The 26,182-nt window shown below is 71.8% G+C and carries 19 protein-coding genes and 1 pseudogene; 4 read left to right on the forward strand and 16 right to left on the reverse strand.

What is annotated here, in order from left to right:
* Positions 1-67: 67 nt before the first annotated feature.
* From ACZ4Z2_RS25880 to ACZ4Z2_RS25890, 3 genes are read right to left on the reverse strand one after another with little or no spacing between them, the layout of a single operon-like run.
* Positions 68-1,294, reverse strand: coding sequence for a serine hydrolase domain-containing protein (locus ACZ4Z2_RS25880; protein WP_468079066.1), 1,227 nt, complete (start codon positions 1,292-1,294; stop codon positions 68-70).
* 25 nt (positions 1,295-1,319) lie between these two features.
* Positions 1,320-2,753 carry an MFS transporter gene (locus tag ACZ4Z2_RS25885; protein ID WP_468079068.1) on the reverse strand — a complete coding sequence of 478 codons (1,434 nt, stop codon included), beginning with the start codon at positions 2,751-2,753 and terminating at the stop codon, positions 1,320-1,322.
* Positions 2,750-3,328, reverse strand: coding sequence for a TetR/AcrR family transcriptional regulator (locus tag ACZ4Z2_RS25890; RefSeq protein ID WP_468079070.1), 579 nt, complete (start codon positions 3,326-3,328; stop codon positions 2,750-2,752). Before ACZ4Z2_RS25890 ends, ACZ4Z2_RS25885 begins: the two co-directional genes overlap by 4 nt.
* Before the next feature lie 183 nt (positions 3,329-3,511).
* Between ACZ4Z2_RS25890 and ACZ4Z2_RS25895 the strand changes: the two genes are divergently transcribed.
* Positions 3,512-3,943, forward strand: a complete 432-nt coding sequence (locus ACZ4Z2_RS25895; protein WP_468079072.1) for a TIGR03618 family F420-dependent PPOX class oxidoreductase — start codon at positions 3,512-3,514, stop codon at positions 3,941-3,943.
* A gap of 4 nt (positions 3,944-3,947) precedes the next feature.
* On the opposite strand, the gene ACZ4Z2_RS25900 is transcribed toward ACZ4Z2_RS25895, so the two are convergent.
* The 4 genes and pseudogenes from ACZ4Z2_RS25900 to ACZ4Z2_RS25915 all read right to left on the reverse strand — a co-directional run bounded on the left by ACZ4Z2_RS25900 (position 3,948) and on the right by ACZ4Z2_RS25915 (position 9,415).
* On the reverse strand, positions 3,948-4,490 hold the full coding sequence (locus ACZ4Z2_RS25900) for a hypothetical protein (protein WP_468079074.1): 543 nt from the start codon (positions 4,488-4,490) through the stop codon (positions 3,948-3,950).
* A gap of 88 nt (positions 4,491-4,578) precedes the next feature.
* Positions 4,579-4,728, reverse strand: a pseudogene (locus ACZ4Z2_RS25905) (TetR/AcrR family transcriptional regulator); the annotation flags it as partial.
* Between the two features lie 231 nt (positions 4,729-4,959).
* Positions 4,960-6,459, reverse strand: coding sequence for a hypothetical protein (locus ACZ4Z2_RS25910; RefSeq protein ID WP_468079076.1), 1,500 nt, complete (start codon positions 6,457-6,459; stop codon positions 4,960-4,962).
* Between the two features lie 67 nt (positions 6,460-6,526).
* Complete coding sequence (locus tag ACZ4Z2_RS25915) at positions 6,527-9,415, reverse strand: peroxidase family protein (RefSeq protein WP_468079078.1); 2,889 nt, start codon at positions 9,413-9,415, stop codon at positions 6,527-6,529.
* Between the two features lie 253 nt (positions 9,416-9,668).
* Between ACZ4Z2_RS25915 and ACZ4Z2_RS25920 the strand changes: the two genes are divergently transcribed.
* Entirely contained in the window at positions 9,669-11,696 is a 2,028-nt protein-coding gene (locus ACZ4Z2_RS25920; protein ID WP_468079080.1) for a hypothetical protein, read from the forward strand.
* Positions 11,697-11,849: 153 nt separating this feature from the next.
* Here ACZ4Z2_RS25920 and gnd read toward each other — a convergent pair whose 3' ends face one another.
* The 6 genes from gnd to tkt all read right to left on the reverse strand — a co-directional run bounded on the left by gnd (position 11,850) and on the right by tkt (position 20,269).
* Positions 11,850-12,731 (reverse strand): phosphogluconate dehydrogenase (NAD(+)-dependent, decarboxylating), encoded by an 882-nt coding sequence (gene gnd / locus ACZ4Z2_RS25925; RefSeq protein ID WP_468079082.1) that lies wholly within the window; start codon positions 12,729-12,731, stop codon positions 11,850-11,852.
* A gap of 104 nt (positions 12,732-12,835) precedes the next feature.
* The gene (pgi, locus tag ACZ4Z2_RS25930) at positions 12,836-14,563 is read right to left on the reverse strand and encodes a glucose-6-phosphate isomerase (RefSeq protein WP_468079084.1); all 1,728 of its coding nucleotides are present in this window, start codon (positions 14,561-14,563) and stop codon (positions 12,836-12,838) included.
* Positions 14,556-15,494 carry a glucose-6-phosphate dehydrogenase assembly protein OpcA gene (gene opcA / locus ACZ4Z2_RS25935; RefSeq protein ID WP_468079085.1) on the reverse strand — a complete coding sequence of 313 codons (939 nt, stop codon included), beginning with the start codon at positions 15,492-15,494 and terminating at the stop codon, positions 14,556-14,558. Before opcA ends, pgi begins: the two co-directional genes overlap by 8 nt.
* Complete coding sequence (gene zwf / locus ACZ4Z2_RS25940) at positions 15,491-17,044, reverse strand: glucose-6-phosphate dehydrogenase (RefSeq protein WP_468079087.1); 1,554 nt, start codon at positions 17,042-17,044, stop codon at positions 15,491-15,493. Before zwf ends, opcA begins: the two co-directional genes overlap by 4 nt.
* A complete protein-coding gene (tal, locus tag ACZ4Z2_RS25945) occupies positions 17,041-18,198 on the reverse strand; it encodes a transaldolase (protein ID WP_468079088.1) in 1,158 nt (385 codons plus the stop codon). Before tal ends, zwf begins: the two co-directional genes overlap by 4 nt.
* A gap of 19 nt (positions 18,199-18,217) precedes the next feature.
* Positions 18,218-20,269: a transketolase gene (gene tkt / locus ACZ4Z2_RS25950; RefSeq protein ID WP_468079090.1), complete on the reverse strand. Its 2,052-nt coding sequence runs from the start codon at positions 20,267-20,269 to the stop codon at positions 18,218-18,220.
* A 183-nt stretch (positions 20,270-20,452) separates the two neighbouring features.
* Here tkt and ACZ4Z2_RS25955 point away from each other — a divergent pair, with 183 nt between their 5' ends.
* Positions 20,453-21,358: a helix-turn-helix domain-containing protein gene (locus ACZ4Z2_RS25955; RefSeq protein ID WP_468079091.1), complete on the forward strand. Its 906-nt coding sequence runs from the start codon at positions 20,453-20,455 to the stop codon at positions 21,356-21,358.
* A 106-nt stretch (positions 21,359-21,464) separates the two neighbouring features.
* On the opposite strand, the gene ACZ4Z2_RS25960 is transcribed toward ACZ4Z2_RS25955, so the two are convergent.
* On the reverse strand, positions 21,465-22,856 hold the full coding sequence (locus ACZ4Z2_RS25960) for a glycoside hydrolase family 16 protein (RefSeq protein ID WP_468079093.1): 1,392 nt from the start codon (positions 22,854-22,856) through the stop codon (positions 21,465-21,467).
* A 272-nt stretch (positions 22,857-23,128) separates the two neighbouring features.
* On the opposite strand from ACZ4Z2_RS25960, the gene ACZ4Z2_RS25965 reads away from it, so the two are divergent.
* A complete protein-coding gene (locus ACZ4Z2_RS25965; protein ID WP_468079095.1) occupies positions 23,129-24,247 on the forward strand; it encodes a serine hydrolase domain-containing protein in 1,119 nt (372 codons plus the stop codon).
* A gap of 105 nt (positions 24,248-24,352) precedes the next feature.
* On the opposite strand, the gene ACZ4Z2_RS25970 is transcribed toward ACZ4Z2_RS25965, so the two are convergent.
* Positions 24,353-25,084: a dienelactone hydrolase family protein gene (locus tag ACZ4Z2_RS25970; RefSeq protein ID WP_468079096.1), complete on the reverse strand. Its 732-nt coding sequence runs from the start codon at positions 25,082-25,084 to the stop codon at positions 24,353-24,355.
* 296 nt (positions 25,085-25,380) lie between these two features.
* Positions 25,381-26,181 carry an IclR family transcriptional regulator gene (locus ACZ4Z2_RS25975; protein ID WP_468079097.1) on the reverse strand — a complete coding sequence of 267 codons (801 nt, stop codon included), beginning with the start codon at positions 26,179-26,181 and terminating at the stop codon, positions 25,381-25,383.
* Position 26,182: the final 1 nt, after the last annotated feature.

A 26,182-nucleotide genomic window follows, 5' to 3' on the forward strand; every position in this document is an offset into this window, starting at 1 on the left:
CGCCCCCGGTGGGTGGATCAGGCGGCGGCCGCCGCGCGATGTGCGCGCGACGACAGGGGGCGCCGGCTCAGTCCACCACGGCCTCGTGGACCAGTCGCTTCAGCTCCGGATAGACGGAGAACGACGAGCGGCGGCGGACCTGGGTCATGAACTGGACGGTCAGATCGCGCCGGGGGTCCACCCAGAAGATCGTGGTGGCTGCGCCGGTCCAGCCGAACGTGCCCAGGGAGGAGGGGCTCTCGGTGGCCGCCGGGTCGATGACGACGGAGACACCGAGGCCGAAGCCGACGCCCACGTTCCCGGGCTGCCGGTGGAAGGGGCTGCCGTAGGTGTGGATGTCGACACCGCCCGGCAGTTGGTTGGCGGCCATCATGCCGACGGACTCCGGGGACAGCAGGCGGACCCCGTCGAGTTCGCCGCGGCGGCGCAGGAACTCGGCGAAGCGGTGGTAGTCGCGGGCGGTGGCGACCATGCCGCCGCTGCCGGACAGGAAGCGGGGCCGGCCGTGCAGGGGCAGACCCGGCACCGGGGCGATCGAGCCGTCCTCCTGCTCGCCGTAGAGCTGGGCCAGCCGCCCGGCCTGGTCGGGGGAGACCTGGAAACCGGCGTCGGTCATCCCCAGCGGGCCGAGGATCCGCTCGGCGAGGAACTCGTCCAGCGCCTGCCCCGACACCACCTCGATGATCCGGCCGAGGACATTGGTGGCGACGGAGTAGTTCCATTGCGTGCCCGGCTCGAACTGCAGGGGCAGGCGCGCGTACTCCGCGCACGTCCGGGCAAGGTCGGCGCCCGGCCGGACCGAGTGCTCCAGGCCCGCTTCCCGGTAGAGCGCGTCCACCGGGTGGTCGTAGTAGAAGCCGAACGTCAGACCCGAGGTGTGGGTCATCAGATGCCGGACGAGGATCGGCTGCCGCGCCGGGCGGGTCCGGGTGGCGGCACCCTCCCCGGACTCGTACACCCGGGGCTCGGCGAACTCCGGCAGATGGCGGGAGACCGGGTCCGTGAGGGACAGCCGCCCCTCCTCGACCAGTATCAGCGCGGCCACCGACGTGACCGGCTTCGTCATCGAGTACACCCGCCACAACGTGTCCGTCTCCACGGGCAGCCCGGCCTCCAGGTCACGCCGGCCGTAGGTGGTGAGGTGGGCGACACGGCCGTGCCGGGCGAGGGAGAGCAGATAGCCGGGCAGCCGGCCGTCGTCGACCTGGTGGGCGAGGTACTCGTCGAGGCGGGCCAGTGTCTTGGGGTCGAGGCCGGCCTCGCGCGGCTCGCTCTCTCGGCTCAGTCGTTCCATGGTGGTTCTCCTCCGGTGGCCCGGGTCACGGCTCACAGACGTCCTTGTCTTCATCGTTCCGTACGGATCGCGATCCATCCCTCGGAGAACGGGCGGGTCGGGGCATTCGTCCGGCGAGGGGCGCCCCCAGCACCGACAGGGCCGCCAGCAGCAGGAACGCCGGTCCCGAGGCGAGGGGGAGCAGGGTCGCCGCGGCGGCCACGCCGAGCGTCGGGCCGACGTTCATCGCGGTCTGCTGGAGCCCGCCCACCACCCCCGCCGACTCCGGCGGAGCGTCCCGTACGACGACGGCGGTCGCCGTCACCATCACCGCGCCGAACCCGGCACCCAGCAGAAGGAAGCCACCGCTGATCACCGTCGTCGGGGAGCCCCGGCCCACCGTCGACAGCGCCAGCACCCCGGCTGTGAGCAGCAGCGTCCCGGTCAGGGCGGTCGGACGGGCGCCCCACCTGCGCAGCAGCACCGCGGAGAGCGGGGCGCCGACGATCATCATCACACCGCCGGGCAGTGCCACGAGGCTCGTGCGCAGCGGGTCCATGCCGAGTACGTCCTGCAGCAGGTGGCTGCCGACGAACAGCGCGCCCATCATCGCCGCCGAGGCGGTCACCAGCACGCCGAGCGCCGCGCCCCCCGTCACCGACCCGAGCACGGCGGGCGGCAGCAGCGGGTCGGGCGCCCGCCGTTCCTGCCGTACGAGGGCACCGGTCGCGGCGGCGGCCACGAGCAGACCGAGCGCCCCGGTCACCGTCCAGCCGTGCCCCGGTATCCCGACCAGGGTGTGCACGAGCGCCGCGAGGGCCACGGCGAGCAGGGCCGCGCCCCGGGTGTCGAGGTGTCCGACCGAGCCGCTCCCGGCCTTCGGCGCCCGTACCACCAGCGCCAGCAGGCCCATGACCAGCGCCGGGATCACGTTCAGGAAGAACACCGCCCGCCAGCCCAGCTCCGTCACCAGCGCCCCGCCGACCAGCGGGCCGGCCGCGGCGGCCACCCCGATGGCGCTGGTCCGCACCGCGACGGGCATCCCGAGCCGGTCGGGCGGGAACGCGGCACGCAGCATCCCGAGCGTGGCCGGCTGCAACAGCGCCCCGAACACGCCCTGCACGACCCGTAACGCGATCACCCAGCCCACACCGGACGCGAAGCCGATGCCCGCCGATGCCGCGCCGAATCCCAACACCCCCCAGGCGAAGACCCGTTGGTGCCCGAAGCGGTCGCCGAGCCGCCCCGCGAAGACCAACAGGCTCGCCACCGCGATCAGATAACCGGTGCTGGTCCACTGCACCTCGGCGAAGGAGGCGTCCAGGTCCTGACGCAGGGCGGGCTGGGCGATCGTCAGCACGGTCCCGTCGAGGGCGACGACCACCGCGCCGAGCACGCTGTTCGCCAGCGTCAGACGGCGGTGCGGGACGGACACGGCCGACCGCGCGCCCGCGCCGGCCTCCCCCGTGTCAGCCGTCATCGGTCCTCACTCCCGAGGTGCGCGTCGAGGGCCGCGTCGAGCAGAGGCGTGAAGTCGTCTGCTCCGGTCGTGAGTTGGAGGCTGCCCCAGGTCCACAGCTGGGCGATGCCGTACAGGTTCGCCAGGAGCGCACCGGCGACGAGCCGCGCGTCGACGTCCGGCCGGGCCCGGCCGACCAGGTCCACCAGCAGCCCGAACACCGGCAGGCTGGCGTCCCGCAGCCCCAACGTGTTGCTCTCCAGCAAGTCGTGACGGAACATCAGCTCGTGCATGCCCCGGTGGGTGAGCGCGAAGTCGAGATACACCCGGCCCAGCGTCGCCACCTGCCACCGAGGGCTCGCCGTGCCGTCGCCGAGCGCCGCCGCACCCCTGGCCGCGAGGTCCTCGAAGCCCCGGCGCGCGATGGCCGACAGCAGCTCCAGATGCGTCGGGAAGTACCGGCGCGGCGCCCCGTGCGACACCCCCGCCCGTCGCGCGATCTCCCGCAACGACAGCGCTTGCACGCCCTCGGCCGTCACCAGCTCGACCCCGACATCGACGAGCCGGGTCCTGAGCCCGGCGTTCCGCTCACTCATAGACACTGTCTACCGCATGGGAGTAGACAGTGTCTACCGGTGGGGTGGGGTGGCGGTGCCGACCCGCCGTCGGGCCATCGGGGATCGCGGGCCGGGTCATCGGGGAATCGCGGGCCGGGTCATGTGGGGAATCGCGGGCCGCCGGCGAGGCGTTGACCTGTCATGGCCTCGGACACACATGACATGAACGCAGTCCAGAACGCCCTGCTCGGTCTGGTGGCCGAGCTGGACGGCGGAGTGCTGGTCACGCTCAAGGCGGACGGCCGTCCCCAGCTCTCGAACGTCAACCACGCCTACGATCCCGACGAGCGGACGATCCGCGTGTCGGTCACCGACGACCGCGCCAAGACCCGCAACATGCGCCGCGACCCCCGCGTCTCGTACCACGTGACCAGCGCCGACCGCTGGGCGTACACGGTCGTCGAGGGGACGGCCGACCTCACCCCGGTGGCTGAGGACCCGTACGACGAGACCGTCGAGGAACTGGTCCGGCTCTACCGTGTCGTGCGGGGCGAGCACCCCGACTGGGACGACTACCGCGCGGCGATGGTCCGCGACCGCCGGCTCGTGCTGCGGCTGCGCGTGGAGCGGGCGTACGGCATCCCGAGGCGCTGAGGCATCAGCCGGAGACCGCCCGGTCGACCTTGTCCAGCACGCACAGGTCGCCGAGGTCGGGGTCGCCGACGTACATCCACAGGACGGCCTTCTCGGACGTTCCCCGCGCCTCGTACCGCGTCCGCACCTCGCCCGGCGTGAAGGTGAGGTGGACCTCCGACATGGGGGTGTCGGTCTCGTACTCCTCCGACTCGCGGTGCTCCCACGTACCGGTGCCGGGATCGGGCGCGTCGGCCTGGCCGGGAGCGTCGGCGGTGGGGTCGCCGAGGTCGTCGGCGGTGAAGTCGCCGCAGATGCCGTCCGAGGTGAACGTCCCGTCCTCGCGCAGTACCAGTCGGCCGCCGGAGTCGTCCCGCCAGGTGCCGACGATCTGCTCCTGGCGCAGGACGAGCGCCTCGCCGTCCGGGATCGGGATCGGACTCAGCACCTGGCCGACGAACATCACCCCGATCGCCGCGACGATCAGCAGGACGGGCGCCACGAGCAGGCACCCCACCCCGGCCGTCACACCGATCAGCACACCCTTGCGGGACTTCCTCGTCGTCATCCCCCACCCCCGCTCACCCCGCGTGATCGCGGCGCCGCCGTCATCATCCCTCCGACCTGCGCGGACCGTCGCGCCGGGGGCGGCGCCGTCAGTCCGTCGCGCGGTCGGCGGTCGGATACGCGATCACCATGTCGCCGAGCATCTTGCGGTAGAGCTCGCGCTGGTCGGGGGCGACCAGGTCGCGGCCGAAGAGGGCGCCGAAGGTGTGCCGGTTGGAGACCCGGTAGAAGCAGAAGGCGTGTACGACGCTGTCGACCGTCGCGTACTTCAGGTCCAGCGTGCCGGTGATCCGTGCCCCCTCGATCTTGGGCGCGGCGACCTCCCCTTCCTCCTGGGGCGCGGTGAGGAGCAGTGTCCGCAGGACCGCCGCCCGCACCGTCCTTCCGGGACTCCCGCCGGCCCCGTCCCCGGCCCCGGACCCGTCGTCGGCGGTGCCGAGTGTACCTGTCGACCACTCCATTTCGGCCGGTCAGTGGCGCCAGGCACGGTCGTGGGAGCGGTGCGCGTCCGTGAGGCCGTTGACGAAGAACCGGTCGTAGTACTCGTTCTCCACGTGATGGACCTGGAGCCACACGCCCGGTACGTGAAGGGCGTCGGTGTGCGCCGGGAAGCGGCCGTGGGTGCGCAGCACGTACGCGCAGACGTCACGGGCGCACTCCACGACCCGGTCGTCGTACTCGCTGGCCTCCGTGAGGTACCGCTGCCCGTAGTCCTCCCGGTAGATCCGGGCGAAGACGTCCCGGTCGGTGTAGACGCCGCCCTTGCCGAACTTCGCGTCGATCACCGCCCGTACGGCCTCTTCCATGGACGGGAACGCGGGCGGGCAGGCCGCCGCGATCAGCTGCTCGCCGTCGGGGGAGCGCAAGCCGACGGGGTGCGAGCGCACGTTCGCGTACTTGGGCAGGGGGACGTGCCAGCGCCAGATGTCGGCGGGGCGCCAGCGCGGGGTGACGAAGTCGAAGCCGAGCATCCTGCCGTACGCCCGCGAGAACTTGGGGTCGCCGAGGGCGATCTGCGGGTTGATGGACGCGTGGATCCAGGCGCCCAGCCCCATCGCCTCGGCGGTGAGCATCAGGTTCTGCAGCAGCAGATCGGCCTCGATCTGGGTGCGCATGGGGCCGAGGGCGCCGAGCGGCAGCTTCAGATCGCCGTTCAGGAAACCGCTCCTGACCCACTTCCGCACACCGGCCGGGCGGTAGAGGTTGCGGTCGTCGACGAAGGTGGGGCGGGCCCCGTCCGGCTGCGTCAGCAGATACATCAGGGCGTTGACGTACTGATGGGAGAGATCCACCACCGGGAACAGCAGAGTCGTGCCCGGCAGGTTCGACAGGAAGCGGTTCGAGTCGAGGTACGCGGGGAAGTCCCGCTTGCCCGGCGCGACGTCGAGCCGGTGGTCCAGGACCTTCACCTTTGCCTGACGCGCCCGCGCCACCAGGGTCTCGGCGTCGAACGGCTCGTCCGGCGCGGGCGGCAGTCGGCGCAGGAAGTAGGTGCCCGTGTCGTTGACCAGGAAGAAGTGGGTGCCCTGGGCGTTGTCGGGGCTCCCGGCGGTACGGCCCGCCATCGTCAGGTTGGGCTTGGACATGATGGGCGTGCCGCTGTCCGGGTCCTCGAAGGGCCGGTCGGGCATGGTCAGCCCCGTGGTGCCGGTGATCGCGACCAGCACCGCCTCCTCCAGCTCCGTCAGCGGACACACGGCGTGGGGGGAGGTGTAGGTCATGGTCCCGGCGGACACCGTGGCGCCCCGGCTGACCCGGTGCGTACGGCGCCGCCAGACGGTGTTCAGCAGCGGACGCCGGAAGAGGTCGGCGAGGCCGGGATGGGTTGTACCGGACGCGGTGCCGGAAGTGGTGCCGGGCGGGGTGAGGCCGGAAGTGGTGCCGGGCGCGGTGAGGCCGGAAGTGGTGCCGGGCGCGCCGAAGTGGTCGCCCGATCCGGGCAGCCCGGACGGGTTGTCGGTGAAGGTCATGCTGTTCCCCCGTGGTGTGGTTCAGGGCCCGGGGCCGTACCGCACCCCTGGGCCGTGGGTCACGGCGTCATGGTGAACCGCCGTCGCTCGTGGTGCCGTTGTCCGCCGGCCGCGCCGTCCGCCATGGCGCGAACGCGCTCGCCCCTCGGGGGAGCAGCGGCGCCAGTTCCGGGCAGTGGCGCAGGACGACGGAGTTCATGCCGTTCTTCTCGACCCAGTCGATGCCGAGCGGGGTGTAGACCTCCGGCCGGTAGTCGACCGTCAGGAAGCGGTCGCTCTGGAGCCGTCGGCTGGCCATCAGGATGAAGATCCGGAACGCGGTGTCGCTGAACCCGAAGCCCTCCGGCGGGTTCTCCGCGAACAGCCCCACCACGGTGTCGATCTCGTCGACGTCGCGGTACACGTCCTTCAGCCGGGCCAGGGTCTCCGCGTTCTCCGTCAGCTCCTCGAACGAACGGATCCGCGGCTTGTGCAGCCCGGCCCGGAAGTCGTTGTAGCGCGGCACCCCGCGCCGCCGGGTGCGCACCAGGTCGACGACCGACAGATCGATGATCTCCCCGTCGCGCTCGAACCGCTGGAGCGAGCGCGGGAAGTTGTGCAGGGTGATCGCCCCCGGGTGGGCGATGCCGAACGAGTACAGGGAGTTCGCCAGGCCCGTCTTGCGGATCCGGGTCTCGGCGGCGCCGCCCTGGATGTCGAGGAAGCCCACCGTCTCCAGCCGCCGCCCGAACTGGTGCTCGCACAGCTCGTAGTCGTCCGGGATCAGCGGATGCATGCGGTAGACGGTGACGAAGTCCTCCGTCAGCGAGTACGGCGCCGTGTGGTGGTCCGGCAGGGTCTTCGGGATGCCGGTCAGCGAGTGCGCCTCGAACAACCACAGACCCAGCTGGTTGAGCCAGTTCCTCGGCGGCCCGGACCAGTTGGTGTGCAGGGCGACGTCGATCGCCTCCGTGGCGAGGATCGCCGGGGTCCACTCCACCGTGTGGATCTTCGCGATCAGCGCCGACACCACCAGCCGTGCCGTGTGGTGGATGCGCTCCTCGCTCATCGTCGGGTACTCGGCGCGCAGCGCCGCGCAGACCGTGTTGTGCTCGCGGGCGAACAGCGTGTGCATGGCGCTGAGCCCCATCCACCAGCTCTCGTTGAACCCGGTGAGCGGAATGCCGTTGCCGCTCATCGGCAAGTGGCCCTCCTCCAGCCGGAGTTCGGCACGCCCGTCGGCCTCCCGCAGGAACCGCGCGGTCCGCTCGTCCGCCCCGTACACCTCGGAGCCGTCCCACCAGTGGGAGGCGCTGTTGGCGAACAGGATCGGCGGCTGCCCCGGCCGCTCGACGCCCTCGTTCTCCGCGAACCGCATCACGTTCTCGGCCGGCCCGTCCGGGGTGTTGTGCCACTCGCCGTACCCGGGCGGCAGCGGCACCTCCACACTGCGGTCGCCGGGCTTGTGGCGGCGGTGGTTGACCCAGTCGTGCACCTGGAACTGGATCCACGCCGCGGCCAGCACATTGAGCGAGGTCGCGGGCACGAAGCTCTCGCGGTGCAGCAACTGCCGGCTGACCGTGACCGGGTTCGGGACGTCGAAGAGGTCCGGCCGGTGAACCGGCTCCAGATTGCGGCCGAAGGCGGCGCCGACCGCGCCCATCCTCGGCTCCGACAGATCGTTGTACGTCCCGTCGTACGACCGCTCGGTGCGCAGCCGCTCCGGGATCGGCTCCGGCGCGGGCTGGGTCCGGGGCGGCGCCTCGCCCGGCTCGGTGTCGACCAGGTTCAGCCGGCGCAGCACCTTCCGCAGGAACACCAGGTTCAGCAGGCTCAGCGACACCGGCAGCCGATGCCAGGGGACGTATCGGTTCAGCAGCCCGAACGCGGCCTCCACGGGACGGCCGAGCAGCCGGTTGCGCAGGGGTTCCCGGGTGACGAAGCGCAACCCGAGGCGGTGCGCGCCGCCCGCCCGGTACGCGGCCTTCCGCGCCCGGTTGATGTTCCCCAGTGGCCGGAATTCATCCGTCGTGTACCAGGGGTTGAAGGTGAGGTCCTCGACGCGTCGCGCGGCGGCCCGGGCCTCGGCGCCGTCCAGTTCCTGGCTCGGGAGGGTGAGCCGGGCGATCGGCACCGCGGGCGCCACCGCGTCCCTCCACTCCACCGACGCGTCCTCGACCGGGGTCCGCCGCTCGTCCACGTACCGCTGGACGCACAGGTCGAACGCCACGTCGGCCTGCCCGAGGCGCCGCGCGAACTCGCGGTGCAGGAAGTCGGGGTCCCGCCGGTCGGGCGCCGGCGCCACCGGCGTACCGGGCGCGGGCCGGAGCAGATACCGCACGGGCCCGGCCTCGCCCCAGAGCATCGCCCCGCGGCTCCAGTAGGTCTCGTTCGCCAGGGAGTCCACCGAACGACGGGTGGCCTCGCGCACGTTCCGCCGCATCCGCCCAGCCGTCCTGAACCCCACCGCCAGCGGCAGCTTCACCAGCAGCCCGAACGCCTTCCCCAGCGGACTGCGGGCCCCCGCCATGGCCTTGGCGAACGCCACGAACTCCCGTGCGTTCGCCGCGTACGACACCGGGAAGCTGGTGGCCAGCAGATCGTGGCTCTCGTCCTCCGACACCCGCACGCGTATCGCCGCGCCCCGCAGATCGGGGGAGCCGTCGCCCTGACGGATGCCGCTCGCGTTGGACAGCCGGACCACCGCCGGATACTCGGCGCCGGGCTGCGCGAAGCCGACCCGCAGGGCCGCCGGGAGGTCGTCGTGGAAACGCAGCCGCGCGTTCTCCACGGCCACCGGGGCCTTCGCGTGGAACGCCCGCGCGATCCCGCCGCCCGCTGCCCGCCGGTTCCTGACCTGGACGTCCATCAGCTCCCGGGCCAGCCGCTCGAACACGAGCCGCTCGGCCTCCGGGCTGCCGCCTTCGTACCGCTCGTACCGCTCGTACCGCTGTTCGGGCTGCCCGGCTTCGGCCATCGGTCGCTTCCTTCGTGCGGACGCGTACGCATGCGTACGGCGTGCATACGGGACAGGGGCCGCACGCTACCGGCGGCGCCCGGTGGCCACAGCGACAGTTCACGCCATGTACACATCTAAGTACAATATGGAGGACAGTCGCATTTGGCATGTCATGGCGGTGTGCGAACGCGCGTCCGGTGTGGCGGTGGGGTGGCTGGCCGGGGTGAAACCCCGTCGCCGGATGTCCGGGCCCGGCGGTAGGGTCGCGCGCATGTCGGAGGGGTTGCAGGCGATCGACCAAGCTGAGCTGGAAGCGGTCGACCGGGCGGGGTTGCAGCACAACTACGGAACCGCCGAGGACGTACCGGATCTGCTGCGCCGCTGCGCGGGGCCTGACCCGGGCGACGCGGAGGACGCCGCGTTCGACCTGCTGAACAACCTCTACCATCAAGGCGGTTGGGTCTGCCCGGCGGCGACGGCCGCGCTCCCCTTCGTGCTGCGTCTGGCCGCCGACCCGCAGGTGACGCCCCGTCGCACACTGCTGGAGCTGGTGGGGCGCCTGGCCGCCGAGGCCGGAAGGGTCAAGGCGCGGTTCCTCGACCCTCGCTGGTCCGCGACCTGGGAACGGCACCTGCCCGATGTGCTCGCCCTGCTGGCCGACCCCGAACCGGAGATCCGGCGGGCCGCCGCCGATGTCCTCGGCGACTGCGCCGACCCCGGCGAACTGGCCCTTCCCGCACTGCTGAGCCGCTGGCAGGCCGAAAGCGACCCGGTGACCCGGCTCGACCTGGTCCTCGCACTCGGGAACGCGGCCCGTCACGGCCCGCCCGGCGCTCCGTCGGACGAGGCCGCGGCCCTCCTGGACTCGCTCCTCACCGCCGCGGAGCCCCAACTGCGCCTGGCCGCGCTGCACGCGCTCGGCGACCGCACCCAGGCCGCTGCCGCGGCCGCTCCGGAGGAGGCCCGGTTGGAGATCGCACTGGGCGCGCTGCGTGATCCGAGTGTGGAGCTGTGGCAGCACACCAGTGCCGCGGAGTGCGGTGTCCGGGGCATGCACCAGTGGACGGCGTCCCTGTTCGACGGCGCGTCCCCCGCCTTCGCCCTCGGCCTGATGGCCGACCACCCCGACGAGGAACAGCGCGTCGGCGGTCTGGAACAGGCCGCCGGGGTCCTGTCGCGGTGGCGGTCACCGGTCGACGCGCTGCTGCCCGGCATCGTGGCGCGGCTGGACGACCCCGCCGCCGAGGTCCGCTACCGCGCGGCCGAGCTGCTGGCCTGCCTCGGCCCCATGGCCGGCGCCCACGCCGACGCGGTCGCCGTGCTGCTCGACGACACCGCCGTCCGGTCCACCCGCGGGGCAGAAGCGGTCGCCGACGCGGCCGTGTGGGCGCTGGCCCGGATGAACGACCCGCGTTGTCTGCCCCGCCTGGCCGAGCACGTGGCCGGCACGCGCCCCGGCTTCGCCTCGACCGGCGCCTACCACGGCGGCTCCCTGAACTCCTTCCACATCCCCGACCTGCCCGCCCTGTACGAGGTGCTCCTTCGCCTCCCGGACCACGCGGACGCCCTGCTGCCGGCGATCCGCGACCGGCTCGACCCCGCCGAGGACATCGGGATGCTCCGCCGGCTCGGCGAGGTCCTCTCCGCCTGGGGCCCCGCGGCGGAGGCGGCGGTGCCGGAGCTGGTCGGCCTCCTGGAGGACGACGAGAGGTGGACGGTGGCGGCGACGGCCCTGGGGAGCATCGGTAGGGCCGGGCGTGCGGGTGGCGCGTCGCTGCTGGCGCGGTCGCGTGCCGGCGGACCGGACGCGGCGCTCGCCGCCTGGGCGTACTGGAGCGTTGGCGGGGAGCCGGGGCCCGCCCTCGACGTGCTCGCGCCCGCCGCGATGGACGGGGACCGCTTCATCCACGCCACGCTGCGCAGACTGGCCGACCTCGGCCCGCACGCCGCCGGTTGCGCGGACCGGCTCCGTGAGCTGACGGCGACGGAGGAGCCCTGGGTCAGAACGGAGGCGGCGCACGCGCTGTGGGCCGTCACCGGCGGCGACACCGAGACCGCGGTCCCGGCCCTGCTGGAGGTCGTGAGAAAGCTGCCCGAGGGGGCGTATCTGCCGGCCATGCTCCCGGCGGTGCGGCACCTGGCCCGCATGGGCCGGGCCGCCGGGCCCGCGGCCCGGCTCCTGCGGAGCCTGCCCGCCGACGACCGCCGCGTCCGTTACTTCGGCGGCTGGCGCGGGTTCACGGAGGACGAGGCGGTCCGGACCGCCGTCGACGAGTTGCTGACGACGTCGGGCGCGTAGTGGCTCGGGCCTGCGGCCTGGCCTTCGGCTGAAAAGCACGGGGCGCAGCCCCGGACGCTTTTCAGGGGCGCGGGGAACTGCGCGACCAGCCCCCACGCACCCGCACCCGACAACGCACCCCCCACAACGCACCCCCCGGCCACCCCCGGAGGGCTACCGCTTCGCGGACTCCACCGCATGCCCCCCGAACTGGTTCCGCAGCGCCGCCACCATCTTCATCTGCGGCGAGTCCTCCTGGCGGGACCCGAAGCGGGCGAACAGGGACGCGGTGATCGCCGGCAGCGGCACGGCGTTGTCGATGGCGGCCTCGACCGTCCACCGGCCCTCCCCGGAGTCGGCGGCGTAGCCGCGCAGCTTCTCCAGGTGCTCGTCGGCGTCCAGCGCGTTGACCGCGAGGTCCAGCAGCCAGGAACGGATGACCGTCCCCTCCTGCCAGGACCGGAACACCTCACGGACGTCGGTCACCGAGTCCACGGCCTCCAGCAGCTCCCACCCCTCGGCGTACGCCTGCATCATGGCGTACTCGATGCCGTTGTGGACCATCTTCGAGAAGTGCCCGGCGCCGACCTTGCCGGCGTGGACGTAGCCGTACGGCCCCTCCGGCTTGAGCGCGTCGAAGATCGGCCGGAGCCGGTCCACGTGCTCCTTGTCGCCGCCGACCATCAGCGCGTAGCCGTTCTCGAGGCCCCACACGCCGCCCGAGACGCCCGCGTCGACGAAGCCGATGCCCTTGGCGCCCAGCTCCTGCGCGTGCTTCTCGTCGTCCGTCCAGCGGGAGTTGCCCCCGTCGACGACGGTGTCGCCGGGGGACAGCAGGTCCGCCAGCTCGTCGACGACGGACTGGGTGGGACCGCCGGCGGGGACCATCACCCAGACCGTGCGCGGCGCGTCGAGCCGCTCCACGAGTTCGGCCAGGCTGCCCACGTCGGAGACGTCCGGGTTGCGGTCGTAGCCGACGACGGTGTGGCCCGCGCGGCGGATCCGCTCGCGCATGTTGCCGCCCATCTTGCCGAGACCGATGAGACCGAGCTGCATGTCAGTTCACTTCTTCCTGAGCGTCACGGGAGTCACGGGAGTCGTGGGTGTCGCGGGAGTCGTAGGTGTCGCGGGTGTCGTAGGTGTCGCGGGAGTCGTAGGTGTCATGGGAATCGTGGGTTGTCGTCGGAGCCGTGGGCGTCCCGCAGCGCGCGGTACGCGGCGACCAGGGCCGCCGTGGACGGGTCGAGCCCGGGCACGTCGGCGCCGTCGGTCAGCGCGGGTTCCACCCGCTTGGCGAGGACCTTGCCCAGCTCGACGCCCCACTGGTCGAAGGAGTCGATGTTCCAGATCGCGCCCTGCACGAACACCTTGTGCTCGTAGAGGGCGATCAGCTGGCCGAGGACCGAGGGGGTCAGCTCGGGTGCCAGGACGGTCGTCGTGGGGCGGTTGCCGCGGAACGTGCGGTGCGGCACCTGCTCCTCGGGCACCCCTTCGGCCCGTACCTCCTCGGCGGTCTTCCCGAAAGCCAGTGCCTGGCCCTGCGCGAAGAGGTTGGCCATCAACAGGTCGTGCTGTGCGGCGAGCTCGGGCTCCATCCCGGCGACCGGCCGGGCGAAGCCGATGAGGTCGGCCGGGATCAGCTTGGTGCCCTGGTGCAGCAACTGGTAGTACGCGTGCTGCCCGTTGGTGCCGGGCGTGCCCCACACCACCGGACCGGTCTGCCACTCGACGGGCAGCCCGTCACGGCCCACGTGCTTGCCGTTGGACTCCATGTCCAGCTGTTGCAGATACGCGGTGAACCTGGACAGGTAGTGCGAGTAGGGCAGCACCGCGTGCGACTGGGCGTCGAAGAAGTCGCCGTACCAGACGCCCAACAGGCCCAGCAGCAGCGGCGCGTTGGCCTCCGGCGGCGCCGTCCTGAAGTGGTCGTCGATCGTGCGGAAGCCGTCGAGCAGTTCCCGGAAGCGGTCCGGGCCGATGGCGATCATCAGGGACAGGCCGATCGCCGAGTCGAAGGAGTAGCGGCCGCCGACCCAGTCCCAGAACTCGAACATGTTGTCCGGGTCGATCCCGAACTCGGCGACCTTCCCCGCGTTCGTCGACAGTGCCACGAAGTGCCGGGCCACCGCCTTCTCGTCCCCGCCGCCCGCCCCGCTCGCGGCCTCGCCGGGGCGGGAGGCGCCCGCTTCGCCCAGCCCGCGCAGCAACCAGGACCGCGCCGACGTCGCGTTGGTGATCGTCTCGATCGTCGTGAACGTCTTGGACGCGACGACGAACAGCGTCTCCGCCGGGTCGAGGTCGCGCACCGCCTCGTGCAGGTCGGCGCCGTCGACGTTCGACACGAACCGCACGGTCAGCGACCGGTCGGTGTACGCCCGCAGCGCCTCGTACGCCATCGCCGGGCCGAGGTCGGACCCGCCGATGCCGATGTTGACGACATTGCGGATGCGGCGGCCCGTGTGCCCGGTCCAGTCGCCGGAGCGGACCCGGTCGGCGAAGGCGGCCATCCTGTCGAGGACCGCGTGCACGGCCGGGACGACGTTCTCGCCGTCCACCTCGACCACGGCGTCACGCGGGGCGCGCAGCGCGGTGTGCAGGACCGCCCGGTCCTCGGTGGTGTTGACGCGCTCACCGCGGAACATGGCGTCCCGCTGCCCGAACACATCGGTGGTGGCGGCGAGTTCGAGAAGCAGGGCGAGCGTCTCGTCGTTGACCAGATGCTTGGAGTAGTCGATGCGCAGATCACCGGCCTCCACGACGTACCGCTCCGCACGCCCGGGGTCGGCGGCGAACAGCTCGCGCAGCGAGGGATGGAGCATCGGGCCCGCGCGGTGGTCCTCCAACTCGGCCCACTCCGGGCGCCGGTTCAGCCGGGCCGTGTCACTCATGGCCGGCCCCCTCCCCGGTGTGCTCTCCGCCGCGCAGCGCGATGGCGTACATCTCGTCCGCGTCGAGGCGGCGCAGCTCCTCGGCGATCAGCTCGGAGGTGGGGCGCACCTTCAGGGCGAGCGTCCGGGACGGCTGGCCGGGCAGGGTGAGCGTGGCGAGCGGGCCCTCGGGGCGGTCGATGACGATCTCCCCGTTCTCCGTGCCGAGCCGTACGCCCGTGACGACCGGACCGGCGGTGGTGACGCGCTCGACGGTGACGCCGAGGCGGGCCTCCAGCCAGCGGGCCAGCAGTTCGGCGCTCGGGTTGTCGGCCTCGCTGTCCACGGCCGCCGAAGTGATCCCGGTGCGGGCCTGGTCGAGGGCGGCGGCGAGCATGGAACGCCACGGCGTCAGCCGCGTCCAGGCCAGGTCGGTGTCGCCGGGCGTGTAGGAGGCGACCCGCTGCTCCAGCGCGGCCAGCGGGGACTCGACGGCGTACATGTCGGTGATCCGGCGCTGCGCCAGCGCGCCCAGCGGGTCCTTCGCCGGGTTCTCCGGCGCGTCCACCGGCCACCACACCACGACCGGCGCGTCCGGCAGCAGCAGTGGCAGGACGACGGAGTCGGCGTGGTCGGAGACCTCGCCGTACGTCCGCAGCACGACCGTCTCGCCGGTGCCCGCGTCGGCGCCCACGCGCACCTCGGCGTCCAGGTGGGACCGGGTGCGGTCGCGGGGGGTGCGGGCGTGCCGCTTGATGACGACCAGGGTGCGCGCGGGGTGCTCGTGCGAGGCCTCCTCGGCCGCCTTGATCGAGTCGTACGCGTTCTCCTCGTCCGTCACGATCACCATCGTGAGGACCATGCCCACGGCGGGCGTGCCGATGGCCCGGCGTCCCTGCACCAGGGCCTTGTTGATCTTGCTTGCCGTGGTGTCCGTCAGGTCGAATTTCATGGCCTGCGCCAGCTCCGTCCGTCTCGTGCGAGCATCTCGTCGGCTTCCTCGGGGCCCCAGGTGCCCGAGGGGTACTGCGCGGGCCTGCCGTGCTTGGCCCAGTACTCCTCGATCGGGTCGAGGATCTTCCAGGACTCCTCCACCTCCTGGTGGCGGGGGAAGAGGTTGGCGTCGCCGAGCAGCACGTCAAGGATCAGCCGTTCGTACGCCTCCGGGCTGGACTCCGTGAACGACTCGCCGTACGCGAAGTCCATGGTGACGTCCCGGATCTCCATCGAGGTACCCGGCACCTTCGAACCGAAGCGCACGGTCATTCCCTCGTCCGGCTGCACCCGGATGACGATCGCGTTCTTGCCCAGCTCCTCGGTGGCCGTGGAGTCGAACGGGGAGTGCGGGGCGGTCTGGAAGACGACCGCGATCTCGGTGACCCGGCGGCCGAGCCGCTTGCCGGTGCGCAGATAGAACGGGACACCGGCCCAGCGGCGGTTGTCGATCTCCAGCTTGACGGCCGCGTACGTGTCGGTCCTGGAGCCCGGGTCGATGCCGTCCTCCTGGAGGTAGCCGACCACCTTCTCGCCGCCCTGCCAAGCCTCCGTGTACTGGCCGCGCACGGTGTGGGCGCCCAGATCGGCGGGCAGCCGCACCGACTTGAGGACCTTCAGCTTCTCGGTGAGCAGCGCCTCGGCGTCGAAGGCGATCGGCTCCTCCATGGCGGTGAGCGCCATCAGTTGCAGCAGGTGGTTCTGGATGACGTCGCGGGCGGCGCCGATGCCGTCGTAGTAGCCGGCCCGGCCGCCGATGCCGATGTCCTCGGCCATCGTGATCTGCACGTGGTCGACGTACGACCGGTTCCAGATGGGCTCGTACATCTGGTTGGCGAAGCGCAGCGCCAGGAGGTTCTGGACGGTCTCCTTGCCGAGGTAGTGGTCGATGCGGAAGACCTGATCGGGGTCGAACACCTCGTGCACGATCTCGTTCAACTCGCAGGCGCTGGCCAGGTCGTGGCCGAACGGCTTCTCGATGACCGCGCGCCGCCAGGAACCCTCGGGGGCGTCGGCCAGCCCGTGCTTCTTCAGCTGCTGGACGACCTTCGGGAAGAACTTCGGCGGTACGGAGAGGTAGAAGGCGAAATTGCCACTGGTGCCCCGTGAGGTGTTCAACTCCTCGACAGCGGACTTGAGTTGCTTGAACGCCTCGTCGTCGTCGAAGTCACCCGGGACGAAGCGCATGCCCTCGGCGAGCTGCTGCCAGACCTCCTCGCGGAACTCGGTGCGGGCGTGCTCGCGCACCGCGTCGTGCACCACCTGCGCGAAGTCCTGGTCCTCCCAGTCCCGGCGGGCGAAGCCCACCAGGGAGAAGCCCGGCGGCAGCAGTCCGCGGTTGGCGAGGTCGTACACGGCCGGCATCAGTTTCTTGCGGGACAGGTCACCGGTCACCCCGAAGATGACGAGGCCGGACGGCCCCGCGATCCTGGGGAGCCGGCGATCGCGCTCGTCCCGCAGCGGATTGGCCCAGTCGACCGCCGTCTGAGGGGTCGTCTCCAAGGTCATTCCCCATCAACTCCCTTGCTGTTCAAGGACTTCGACACCACGTCCAACAGGTCCTGCCAGGCCGCCGCGAACTTGGCGACGCCCTCCTCCTCCAGCTGCCGCACGACCTCCTCGTAGGAGATGCCGAGCGCCTCGACGGCCGCGAGATCGGCACGGGCCTGCGCGTAGCCGCCGGTGACCGTGTCGCCGTGGATCACACCGTGCGCGGCGGTGGCGCGCAGGGTCGCCTCCGGCATCGTGTTGACCGTGCCCGGCGCCACCAGCTCGTCGACGTACAGGGTCGGCCGGTACGCCGGGTCCTTCACGCCGGTCGACGCCCACAGCGGGCGCTGCCGGTTGGCGCGCGCCCCGGCGAGTGCCGTCCAGCGGTCGCCGCTGAAGACCTCCTCGTACGCCTGGTAGGCGAGCCGCGCGTTGGCCAGCGCGGCGCGGCCACGGAGCGCGAGCGCCTCGCCCGTGCCCAGCAGCGTCAGCCGCTTGTCGATCTCGGTGTCCACACGGGAGACGAAGAAGGAGGCGACGGAGTGGACGGCCGACACATCGAGGCCCTTCCTCTGCGCCTTCTCCAGGCCCGCCAGATACGCCTCCATCACCTCGCCGTACCGCTCCAGCGAGAAGATCAGGGTGACGTTGACGCTGATCCCGAGGCCGACGACCTCGGTGATCGCCGGGAGGCCCGCCCGGGTCGCCGGGATCTTGATCATGACGTTGGGGCGGTCGACCAGCCAGACGAGCTGCCGTGCCTCCGCGACCGTCGCCCGCGTGTCGTGGGCCAGCCGGGGGTCGACCTCGATGGAGACCCGGCCGTCCCGGCCGCCCGTCGCCTCGTACACCGGGCGCAGGACGTCCGCGGCGGCGCGGACATCGGCGGTCGTCATCATCCGTACGGCCTCGTCGACCGCCACCCCGCGCACGGCCAGCTCGGCGAGCTGTTCCTCGTAGCCCTTCCCGGAGCCGATCGCGGCCTGGAAGATGGACGGGTTGGTGGTCACGCCGACGACCTGCCCCGACGTGACGAGTGCGGCGAGGTTCCCGGAGGTGACGCGCTCGCGGGAGAGGTCGTCGAGCCAGACGGAGACGCCCGCCTCGAAGAGGCGTCGCAGCGGGTCCGCGGCGGTGGCCGGCGCGGTCGAATCGGTGGTCACAGTGATCATCTTCCTTCAGGCGCTCGCGTCAACCGCGGACGGCGGCCAGGGATTCCCTCGCGGCGGTGACGACGTTCTCGGGGGTGAAGCCGTACTCGGCGAACAAGGTCTCGGCGTCGGCGGAGGCACCGAAGTGCTCCAGGGAGACGATGCGACCGCTGTCCCCGACGTACCGGTACCAGGTGAGACCGATCCCCGCCTCGACCGCCACGCGTGCCTTCACGGACGGCGGCAGCACGCTCTCGCGGTACGCGCGCGGCTGCTCCTCGAACCACTCCACCGACGGCATCGACACCACCCGGGTACCGATCCCCTCGGCCTCCAGCCGCTCCCGCGCGTCGACGGCGAGCCGCACCTCGGAACCGGTGGCGAGGAGGATCACGTCCGGCGTCGCGGTGGAGGACTCCCGAAGCACATAGCCGCCCTTGGCGGCGGCGGGGTTCGGCGCGTACGTGGGAACGCCCTGGCGGGTGAGCGCCAGCCCGTGCGGCGCGGGGTGCGTGGCGTGCCGCCGCAGGATCTCGCGCCAGGCGATCGCCGTCTCGTTGGCGTCGGCCGGACGGACGACGTTCAGGCCGGGGATGGCGCGCAGCGAGGCGAGGTGCTCGACCGGCTGGTGGGTGGGGCCGTCCTCGCCGAGACCGATGGAGTCGTGCGTCCACACGTACGTCACCGGGAGCTGCATCAGCGCGGAGAGCCGGACGGCGTTGCGCATGTAGTCGGAGAACACGAGGAACGTGCCGCCGAAGATGCGCGTGTTGCCGTGCAGCGCGATGCCGTTCATCTCGGCGGCCATCGAGTGCTCGCGGATGCCGAAGTGGATGGTGCGGCCGTACGGGTTCGCCTCGGGCAGCGGGTTGTCCGCCGGGAGGAACGACGACGTCTTGTCGATCGTCGTGTTGTTCGAACCGGCGAGGTCGGCGGAGCCGCCCCACAGCTCGGGGATCACCGCGCCGAGCGCCTGGAGGACCTTGCCGGAGGCGGCACGGGTCGCGACGGACGTGCCCTCCTCGAACACCGGAAGGTGCGACTCCCAGCCCTCGGGCAGCCGGCCCGCCACCACCCGGTCGAACAGCCGGGCCCGCTCGGGCCGGGCGGCCCGCCACTCGGCGATCCGCTTGTCCCAGGCGGCGTGCGCCTCGGCGCCCCGGTCGAGGGCCCTACGAGTGTGGGCCAGGACGTCGTCGGCGACCTGGAAGGTCCGGGTCGGGTCGAAGCCGAGGACCCGCTTGGTGGCCGCGATCTCCTCCTCGCCGAGCGCGGAGCCGTGCGCGGCCTCCGTGTTCTGGGCGTTCGGCGCCGGCCAGGCGATGATCGTGCGCATCGCTATGAAGGAGGGGCGCGAGGTCTCCTCCTGAGCGGCCGGCAGCGCGTCGTACAGGGCGTGCACGTCGATGTTCCCGTTGAACGCCGGCTCGATCCGCTGGACGTGCCAGCCGTACGCCTCGTACCGCTTGAGCACGTCCTCGGAGAACGCGGTGGCCGTGTCGCCCTCGATGGAGATGTGGTTGTCGTCGTAGAGGAGGACGAGGTTGCCGAGCCTCTGATGGCCCGCCAGGGACGACGCCTCGGCGGAGATGCCCTCCTCCAGGTCGCCGTCGGAGACGATCGCCCAGACGGTGTGGTCGAACGGCGAGGTGCCCTCGGGCGCGTCCGGGTCGAACAGGCCACGCTCGTAGCGGGCGGCCATCGCCATGCCGACGGCGTTGGCGACGCCCTGTCCCAGCGGGCCGGTCGTGGTCTCGACCCCGGCCGTGTGCCCGTACTCGGGGTGGCCCGGCGTCTTCGAACCATGGGTCCGGAACGCCTTGAGGTCGTCCAGCTCCAGCTCGTACCCGGCGAGGAAGAGCTGGGTGTACAGGGTCAGCGAGGTGTGACCGGGGGAGAGCACGAAGCGGTCGCGGCCGGTCCACTCGGGATCGGCGGGGTCGTGGCGCATCACCTTCTGAAAGAGGGTGTACGCGGCGGGCGCCAGGCTCATGGCCGTGCCGGGATGCCCGTTGCCGACCTTCTGCACGGCGTCGGCGGCCAGCAGGCGCGCGGTGTCGACGGCACGTCGGTCGAGTTCTGTCCAGATCATCTTCAAGAAGTCCTCGATAGGTGCGGCGGATTGGCCTTTACGCCTTCAAAACTAAAAGTCTGACTTTTCTTGGGGAAGGTCGCCGTGTGCCACCCTTCGGTGAAACTGGGACACCGACGACGGGGGCGGGCGAAGACGTGAAGGGCCTGGGGGCGAAGGCGTGAAGGGCACGGGGGCGAAGGCGTGAAGGGCACGGGCGTCCGGGACGGCGGCGGGTCCGAGGGGACCGGCCGCATCAGAACCTTCCCCTTCCCGGCGGACCTCAGCCTCTCCGGTGTCGGTATGCAGGTCGGTCCCATGAACGACCGTCGCACCTGGCACGCGGACGTCCCCCTGGAACGGGTGCACCGCATCGACTTCCACGTGGTGATGCTGTTCGACCACGGCCCCGTCACCCACATGGTCGACTTCACCGAGTACCAGGCGGACACGGGCGATCTGCTGTGGATCCGCCCCGGACAGGTGCATCGCTTCTCACGGACCACCGGGTACCGCGGGACGGTCCTCACCATGCAACCCGGCTTCCTGCCCCGCGCCACGGTCGAGGCGACCGGCCTCTACCGCTACGACCTGCCCCCGCTGCTCCGCCCCGACGAGGCCCGACGGGCGGCCCTGCGTGCCTCGTTGGCCCACCTGGAGCGCGAGTACGTCGACACGACCACCCTGCCGCCGCATCTGCGCACCGCCGTGCTGCGGCACTCCCTGACGGCCTTTCTGCTGCGTCTGGCCCATCTCGCGGACAGCTCGGGCGAGGCGGCGCAGGGCCACCACGACACGACCTTCACCCGCTTCCGGGAGGCTGTGGAGCGGGAGTTCACCACCAACCACAGTGTCAGCGCCTACGCGGACGCCCTGGGCTGCTCGCGCCGCACCCTCGTCCGCGCGGTCCGCGCCGCCACCGGGGAGACCCCGAAGGGCTTCATCGACAAGCGGGTGGTGCTGGAGGCGAAACGGCTGCTGGCCCACACCGACCTGCCCACGGGCCGCGTCGGCGTGGCGGTCGGCTTCCCCGACTCGGCGAACTTCTCGAAGTTCTTCCAGCTCCACACAGGGACGACACCGGTGGCGTTCCGGGCGGAGATGCGCTGACGGCCGCCCCGGCCGGGTCCGCCCACGGGAACCCGACCGGGTCCGCCCACGGGAAAGGGGCCCCGCCCGTGGACGGAGCCCCACCCCGTGGGGGTCGACGGCCCTCTCAGCGGCCGAAGTTGAACCAGTTCACGTTCACGAAGTCCTGCGGCTGGCCGCTCGTGAAGGTCAGATACACGTCGTGTGCCCCGGTGACGCGGCCGATGTTCGCGGGCACCGTCCGCCAGGACTGCCAGCCCCCGGTGTTGGCGAGGGCGAAACTGCCGATGGGGGCGTTGGAGCGGCTGTCAAGGCGGACCTCGACCAGTCCGCTCACGCCGGCGTTCGCGCCGCTGGCCACCCGGGCCACGAACTGCGTGGCCCCGGTGGAGCCGAAGTCGACGTTCTGGAACAGCGCCCAGTCGCCGTTGGCGAGGGAGCCGATGTTCTGGCCGCCGCCGGAGTCGGACGTGCTCTCGGTGATGACCCCGCTCTGGCCGTTGAACGACTCGGCCTGGATGGCGCTGTACGCGTCACGGGTGCCCGACGGCGGGGGAGTGGTGGTGCCCCCGGCGGCCGACAGCACCTGGACGTAGTCCACCACCATGGGGACCCCGGAGCGGGTGTCGCCGTCCAGACCGCCGCCGAACGCGTCGGGGAAGGCGCCGCCCATGGCCACGTTCAGGATGATGAAGAAGCCGTGGTTGGTGGCGTTGTTCCAGGTCGTGGCGTCCACCTGGTTGGCGCTGACCGAGTGGAACCGGGTGCCGTCGACGGAGAACCGGATCGTCTCCGGGGTCACCGAGCGGTCCCACTCCATGGTGTAGGTGTGGAAGCCGGACTGGCAGGTGGTGCCGGGGCAGACGGTGGAGTTGCCGATGCCGGTCGTCTCGTTGCACGGGCCGCCGGGGTTGACCCCGCAGTGCATGGTGGCCCACACCTGGTTGCGGCCCTGGACGTTCTCCATGATGTCCAGCTCGCCGACGCTCGGCCAGTTCTGGTAGTTGCCCCGGTAGGGCGCGCCCAGCATCCAGAACGCGGGCCAGTAGCCCTCGGCGGCCGTGCCGGTCACGTTCGGCATCTGGAGCCGGGACTCCACCCTCAGCTTGCCGCCGGCCGGGGGCTGGAAGTCGGTGCGGTTGGTCTCGATGCGGCCCGAGGTCCATCTGCCCGCGGAGTCACGCAGCGGGGTGATGCGCAGATTGCCGGTGCCGTCGAGCGAGACGTTGGCGGTGCTGTTCGTCATCGTCTCTACCTCGCCGGTGCCCCAGTTGGCGGGCCCGCCGGGATACGAGGTCCCGGTCGCGTACTGCCAGTGGGAGGTGTTGACACCGGTGCCGGCCGGGCCGTTGAAGTCGTCCAGGAACACCTGGGTCCAGCCGGAGGGCGGTGTGGGGGCGGCCCCCTGCGCGGTGGTCGCCCCCGCCGCGGCCAGCGCCACCGCGCTGACGACGGCGAGGAGTACACGTCTGAGCGGGCGGCGACGACGCCCGACGGGGATGCCGGAGGGTTCACTCATGGCGGCCTCTTGGGGGTGGGGAGTACGGAGTGAAGTGCGCGGGCGGAGAACGCTCTGCTCGGTCCCGTTTCTGAGAGCGCTCTCAGAAGAAGAGCGTGCGGCCAATGTGCGCCCCGTCACCGCGGTCGTCAAGAGTTAAAGCGGAGAAAGTGCTTGCGGGAAGGGCGAGTTCACCCTGTGAAGATCGTCGTCGCGACGGGGAGGAACCTTCTCTCCCCGTCCCCCGCTAATTCGGTGGCCCGGCCGATGGGGCGCCCGTTAGCTTCGCCCCCATGGTCGACACTCACGGCACGTGTACGGATCGATTCACGCCGGTGCGCGAGGCGTTGGCCGCCTCCCTGGCCGACCAGGACGTCGGGGCCTCGGTGGCGGTGTTCGTGGACGGTGAGCCGGAGGTCGACCTGTGGGGCGGGCACCTCGACGCGGACCGCACGGTCCCCTGGCAGCGGGACACCCTCACCAACGTCTGGTCCAGCACCAAGACGATGACCGCGCTGTGCGCGCTGGTCCTCGCCGACCGCGGCGATCTGGACCTGGACGCGCCGGTGGCCGTCTACTGGCCCGAGTTCGCCGCCGCGGGCAAGGAGGGCGTACGGGTGAGCCATCTGCTCTCCCACACCGCCGGGCTGCCCGTCTTCGACGCGCCGACCACACTGGACGACCTCTACGACTGGCCGACGGTCACCGCCCGGCTCGCCGCGCAGGCGCCCGCCTGGGAGCCGGGCACCGACGCCGGGTACCACGCGGTCACCCAGGGGTATCTCGTCGGGGAGGTCGTGCGCCGGGTCACCGGACGCGGCCTCGGCACCTTCTTCGCCGAGGAGATCGCCGGGCCGCTGGGCGCGGACTTCCACATCGGCCTCGCCGCCGAGCACGACCACCGGGTCGCGCCGATCCTCCCGCCGCCCACCCCCACGCGCCGCGGTGGGCCGAAGCCCAACCCCGTCATTCCGCCGACCGCCGCCAACACCCTCGCCTGGCGGCGCGCCGAGATCCCGGCAGCGGGCGGACACGGCAACGCCCGCTCCATCGCCGCCGTCCAGTCGCTCCTGGCCTGCGGGGGCGCGGCCCGGGGAGTGCGGCTGCTCTCGGAGAAGGGGTGCGAGCGGGTCCTGGAGGAACAGTTCAACGGCACCGACCGCGTCCTCGGGATACCGATGCGCTGGGGCCTCGGCTACGGCCTGAACGGCGGTCAACTGCCCAACCCCCGCACCTGCTTCTGGGGCGGCTGGGGAGGCTCCGTCGTCCTCGTGGACTTCGACGCCCGGATGTCCGTCGCGTACACGATGAACCAGATGATCGACAACGGCACCATCGGCGACGACCGAGGCTTCCTCCTCCTCGCGGCGGTCTACGAAAGCCTCAGCGCGTCTTCTCGGCCGCGGGGGTGAACAGACCGCGTACGCGTACTGGTTCTGCCACCCGGACGGCCTGGCAACGACGCGCCGATCGAGGACGGGTCCCGATCGGCGCGTCGCGGACCTCAAGTGGCCGTATCAGCCGAGGTGTCGGGCAAAGAACCGCAGTGTGCTGTCCAGCTCGAACGCTGGGACCTCCCCGTGCTTGCCGGGGTTGGCGTGCAGTGTCTTCTCGGCCGATGCCAGGGCGTCGAACAGCGCCAGGCTCTGGGCCCGCGGAACCCGCTCGTCGTCCCACTGCACCAGGAACTCCACGGGGATGGTGATCCGCGCGGCCGTCTCGGCCGATGCCGACGCCCCTCCCAGGCCCAGCACCGCCGCGCGGACCCGGGGTTCGTCGGCAACGAACGGAACGCCGAGCCCGCACCCCAGCGACACTCCCCAATAGCCCACCGGACCAGCACCGACGTACTCGACTTCCTGGATCGCGTCCAGAGCCGCCCGCCACTCCGGGACGGTCTGGCGAGCCACGAGCGCCTGGAAACCGGCGATCAGCGGAGCCAACTCCTCTCCTGCCTCCACACGAGCCTGGTTCTCGGTCGCGATCCGGTTGTACTTCTCGTCCATCGGCCGGTCGCCGTGGCCGGGCACGTCCACCGCCGCCACCGCGAAATCGCACTCGGCCACGAAGCGGCGCGCGCGGACCACGATGTCGGGTGCCTTCTTGTGCTGGCCGCCGCCGTGCCCCATCAGGATCAGGGGACGAGTACCGGCGGCACCTTCCGGCGTCCACAAGACGCCAGGTATCTCACCTAGGCTGAAGAGCTGTTCGGACACGCCGTCGGACGACGTCTGAGAGGTGAAGCGCATAGCGTTTCAAGCCTTTCGGGATGCCTTCTGCGGGCACTCCCTGGACCATGCGAGAGAGGGAGCCCCGACCTGTCACAGTGTTGATCGGTCTCACCTCCCCGGTTCGCAGTGATGCACGGCGGCGGCGAACGTATCACAGAGGGCTTCACCCGCGTCTGGGTGAATCGATACGACAAGAACGCGGTGCTCAGGTTCGCGCGAGCGAGGTCCGCGCCACGAAGACACGAAACGCCCCGGCGACGCGACCCCGATAGCTCGCCGCGGCACCGTCTCCGCTGGGGAGGACGGCCCGGGGATCAGGGAGCCTCGGGGGTGGGGGCGTCCGGGTGCCAGCCCAGGGCGCGGGAGATGCCGCGTGCGGCGACCCGTACCGCCGGGGTCAGTACCGGCACCTGCGCGTCGGCCCGCGGCACGACCACCGACACGGCGGCGACCACCGCCCCGCCCCGGCCGCGGACCGGCGCCGCCACCGACAGCGCGTCCTCGGTGACCTGACGGCTGCTCACCGCCACGCCGGTGCGCCGGACCTCGGCCAGCACCCGCCGCAACCGGGCGCCGTCCGTGATGGTGTACGGCGTGAACGCGGCCAACTCCCGTTGGCAGTAGCTCTCCTGGGACATGGGGTCGCCGTGCGCCAACAGCGCCAGTCCCACGCCCGTCGCGTGCAGCGGCCAGCGCGCGCCGACCCGGATGTGGACGCCGACGGCCGACCGGCCGGAGAGCCACTCGATGTAGACGACCTCGTCGCCGTCCCGCACCGCCAGCTGCACGTTCTCGTGCGTCGCCTCGTACAGGTCCTCCAGGTACGGCAGCGCGACCTGCCGCAGGGCGAGTCCGCGCGGTGCGAGCGCCGCGATCTCCCACAGCCGTAGCCCCACGTGGTAGATCCCGTCCGCGTCCCGTTCCAGGGCGCCCCACTCGGTGAGCGCGCCCACCAGCCGGTGCGCCGTGGTGAGGGTCAGCCCGGCCCGGCGGCTGATGTCGGTCAGCGTCAGCGCCGGATGGTCGTGGTCGAAGGCGGCCAGCACGGCGAGCAGCCGGTCCGGGGCGGAGCGCGCGGCCCCCGGCTCGGGCAGCGGGCCGGCGGTCTTCGACACC

It is taken from the genome of Streptomyces sp. NPDC030183 (genome assembly GCF_055573455.1).

Coding starts and splice junctions, on each gene's coding strand:
- ACZ4Z2_RS25885 (WP_468079068.1), bottom strand. CDS start 2,753: ATGACGGCTGACACGGGGGAGGCCGGCGCGGGCGCGCGGTCGGCCGTG.
- ACZ4Z2_RS25965 (WP_468079095.1), top strand. CDS start 23,129: ATGGTCGACACTCACGGCACGTGTACGGATCGATTCACGCCGGTGCGC.
- zwf (WP_468079087.1), bottom strand. CDS start 17,044: ATGACCTTGGAGACGACCCCTCAGACGGCGGTCGACTGGGCCAATCCG.
- ACZ4Z2_RS25890 (WP_468079070.1), bottom strand. CDS start 3,328: ATGAGTGAGCGGAACGCCGGGCTCAGGACCCGGCTCGTCGATGTCGGG.
- opcA (WP_468079085.1), bottom strand. CDS start 15,494: ATGAAATTCGACCTGACGGACACCACGGCAAGCAAGATCAACAAGGCC.
- tal (WP_468079088.1), bottom strand. CDS start 18,198: ATGATCACTGTGACCACCGATTCGACCGCGCCGGCCACCGCCGCGGAC.
- ACZ4Z2_RS25970 (WP_468079096.1), bottom strand. CDS start 25,084: ATGCGCTTCACCTCTCAGACGTCGTCCGACGGCGTGTCCGAACAGCTC.
- ACZ4Z2_RS25900 (WP_468079074.1), bottom strand. CDS start 4,490: ATGACGACGAGGAAGTCCCGCAAGGGTGTGCTGATCGGTGTGACGGCC.
- tkt (WP_468079090.1), bottom strand. CDS start 20,269: ATGATCTGGACAGAACTCGACCGACGTGCCGTCGACACCGCGCGCCTG.
- pgi (WP_468079084.1), bottom strand. CDS start 14,563: ATGAGTGACACGGCCCGGCTGAACCGGCGCCCGGAGTGGGCCGAGTTG.
- ACZ4Z2_RS25920 (WP_468079080.1), top strand. CDS start 9,669: ATGTCGGAGGGGTTGCAGGCGATCGACCAAGCTGAGCTGGAAGCGGTC.
- gnd (WP_468079082.1), bottom strand. CDS start 12,731: ATGCAGCTCGGTCTCATCGGTCTCGGCAAGATGGGCGGCAACATGCGC.
- ACZ4Z2_RS25895 (WP_468079072.1), top strand. CDS start 3,512: ATGAACGCAGTCCAGAACGCCCTGCTCGGTCTGGTGGCCGAGCTGGAC.
- ACZ4Z2_RS25880 (WP_468079066.1), bottom strand. CDS start 1,294: ATGGAACGACTGAGCCGAGAGAGCGAGCCGCGCGAGGCCGGCCTCGAC.
- ACZ4Z2_RS25915 (WP_468079078.1), bottom strand. CDS start 9,415: ATGGCCGAAGCCGGGCAGCCCGAACAGCGGTACGAGCGGTACGAGCGG.
- ACZ4Z2_RS25910 (WP_468079076.1), bottom strand. CDS start 6,459: ATGACCTTCACCGACAACCCGTCCGGGCTGCCCGGATCGGGCGACCAC.
- ACZ4Z2_RS25960 (WP_468079093.1), bottom strand. CDS start 22,856: ATGAGTGAACCCTCCGGCATCCCCGTCGGGCGTCGTCGCCGCCCGCTC.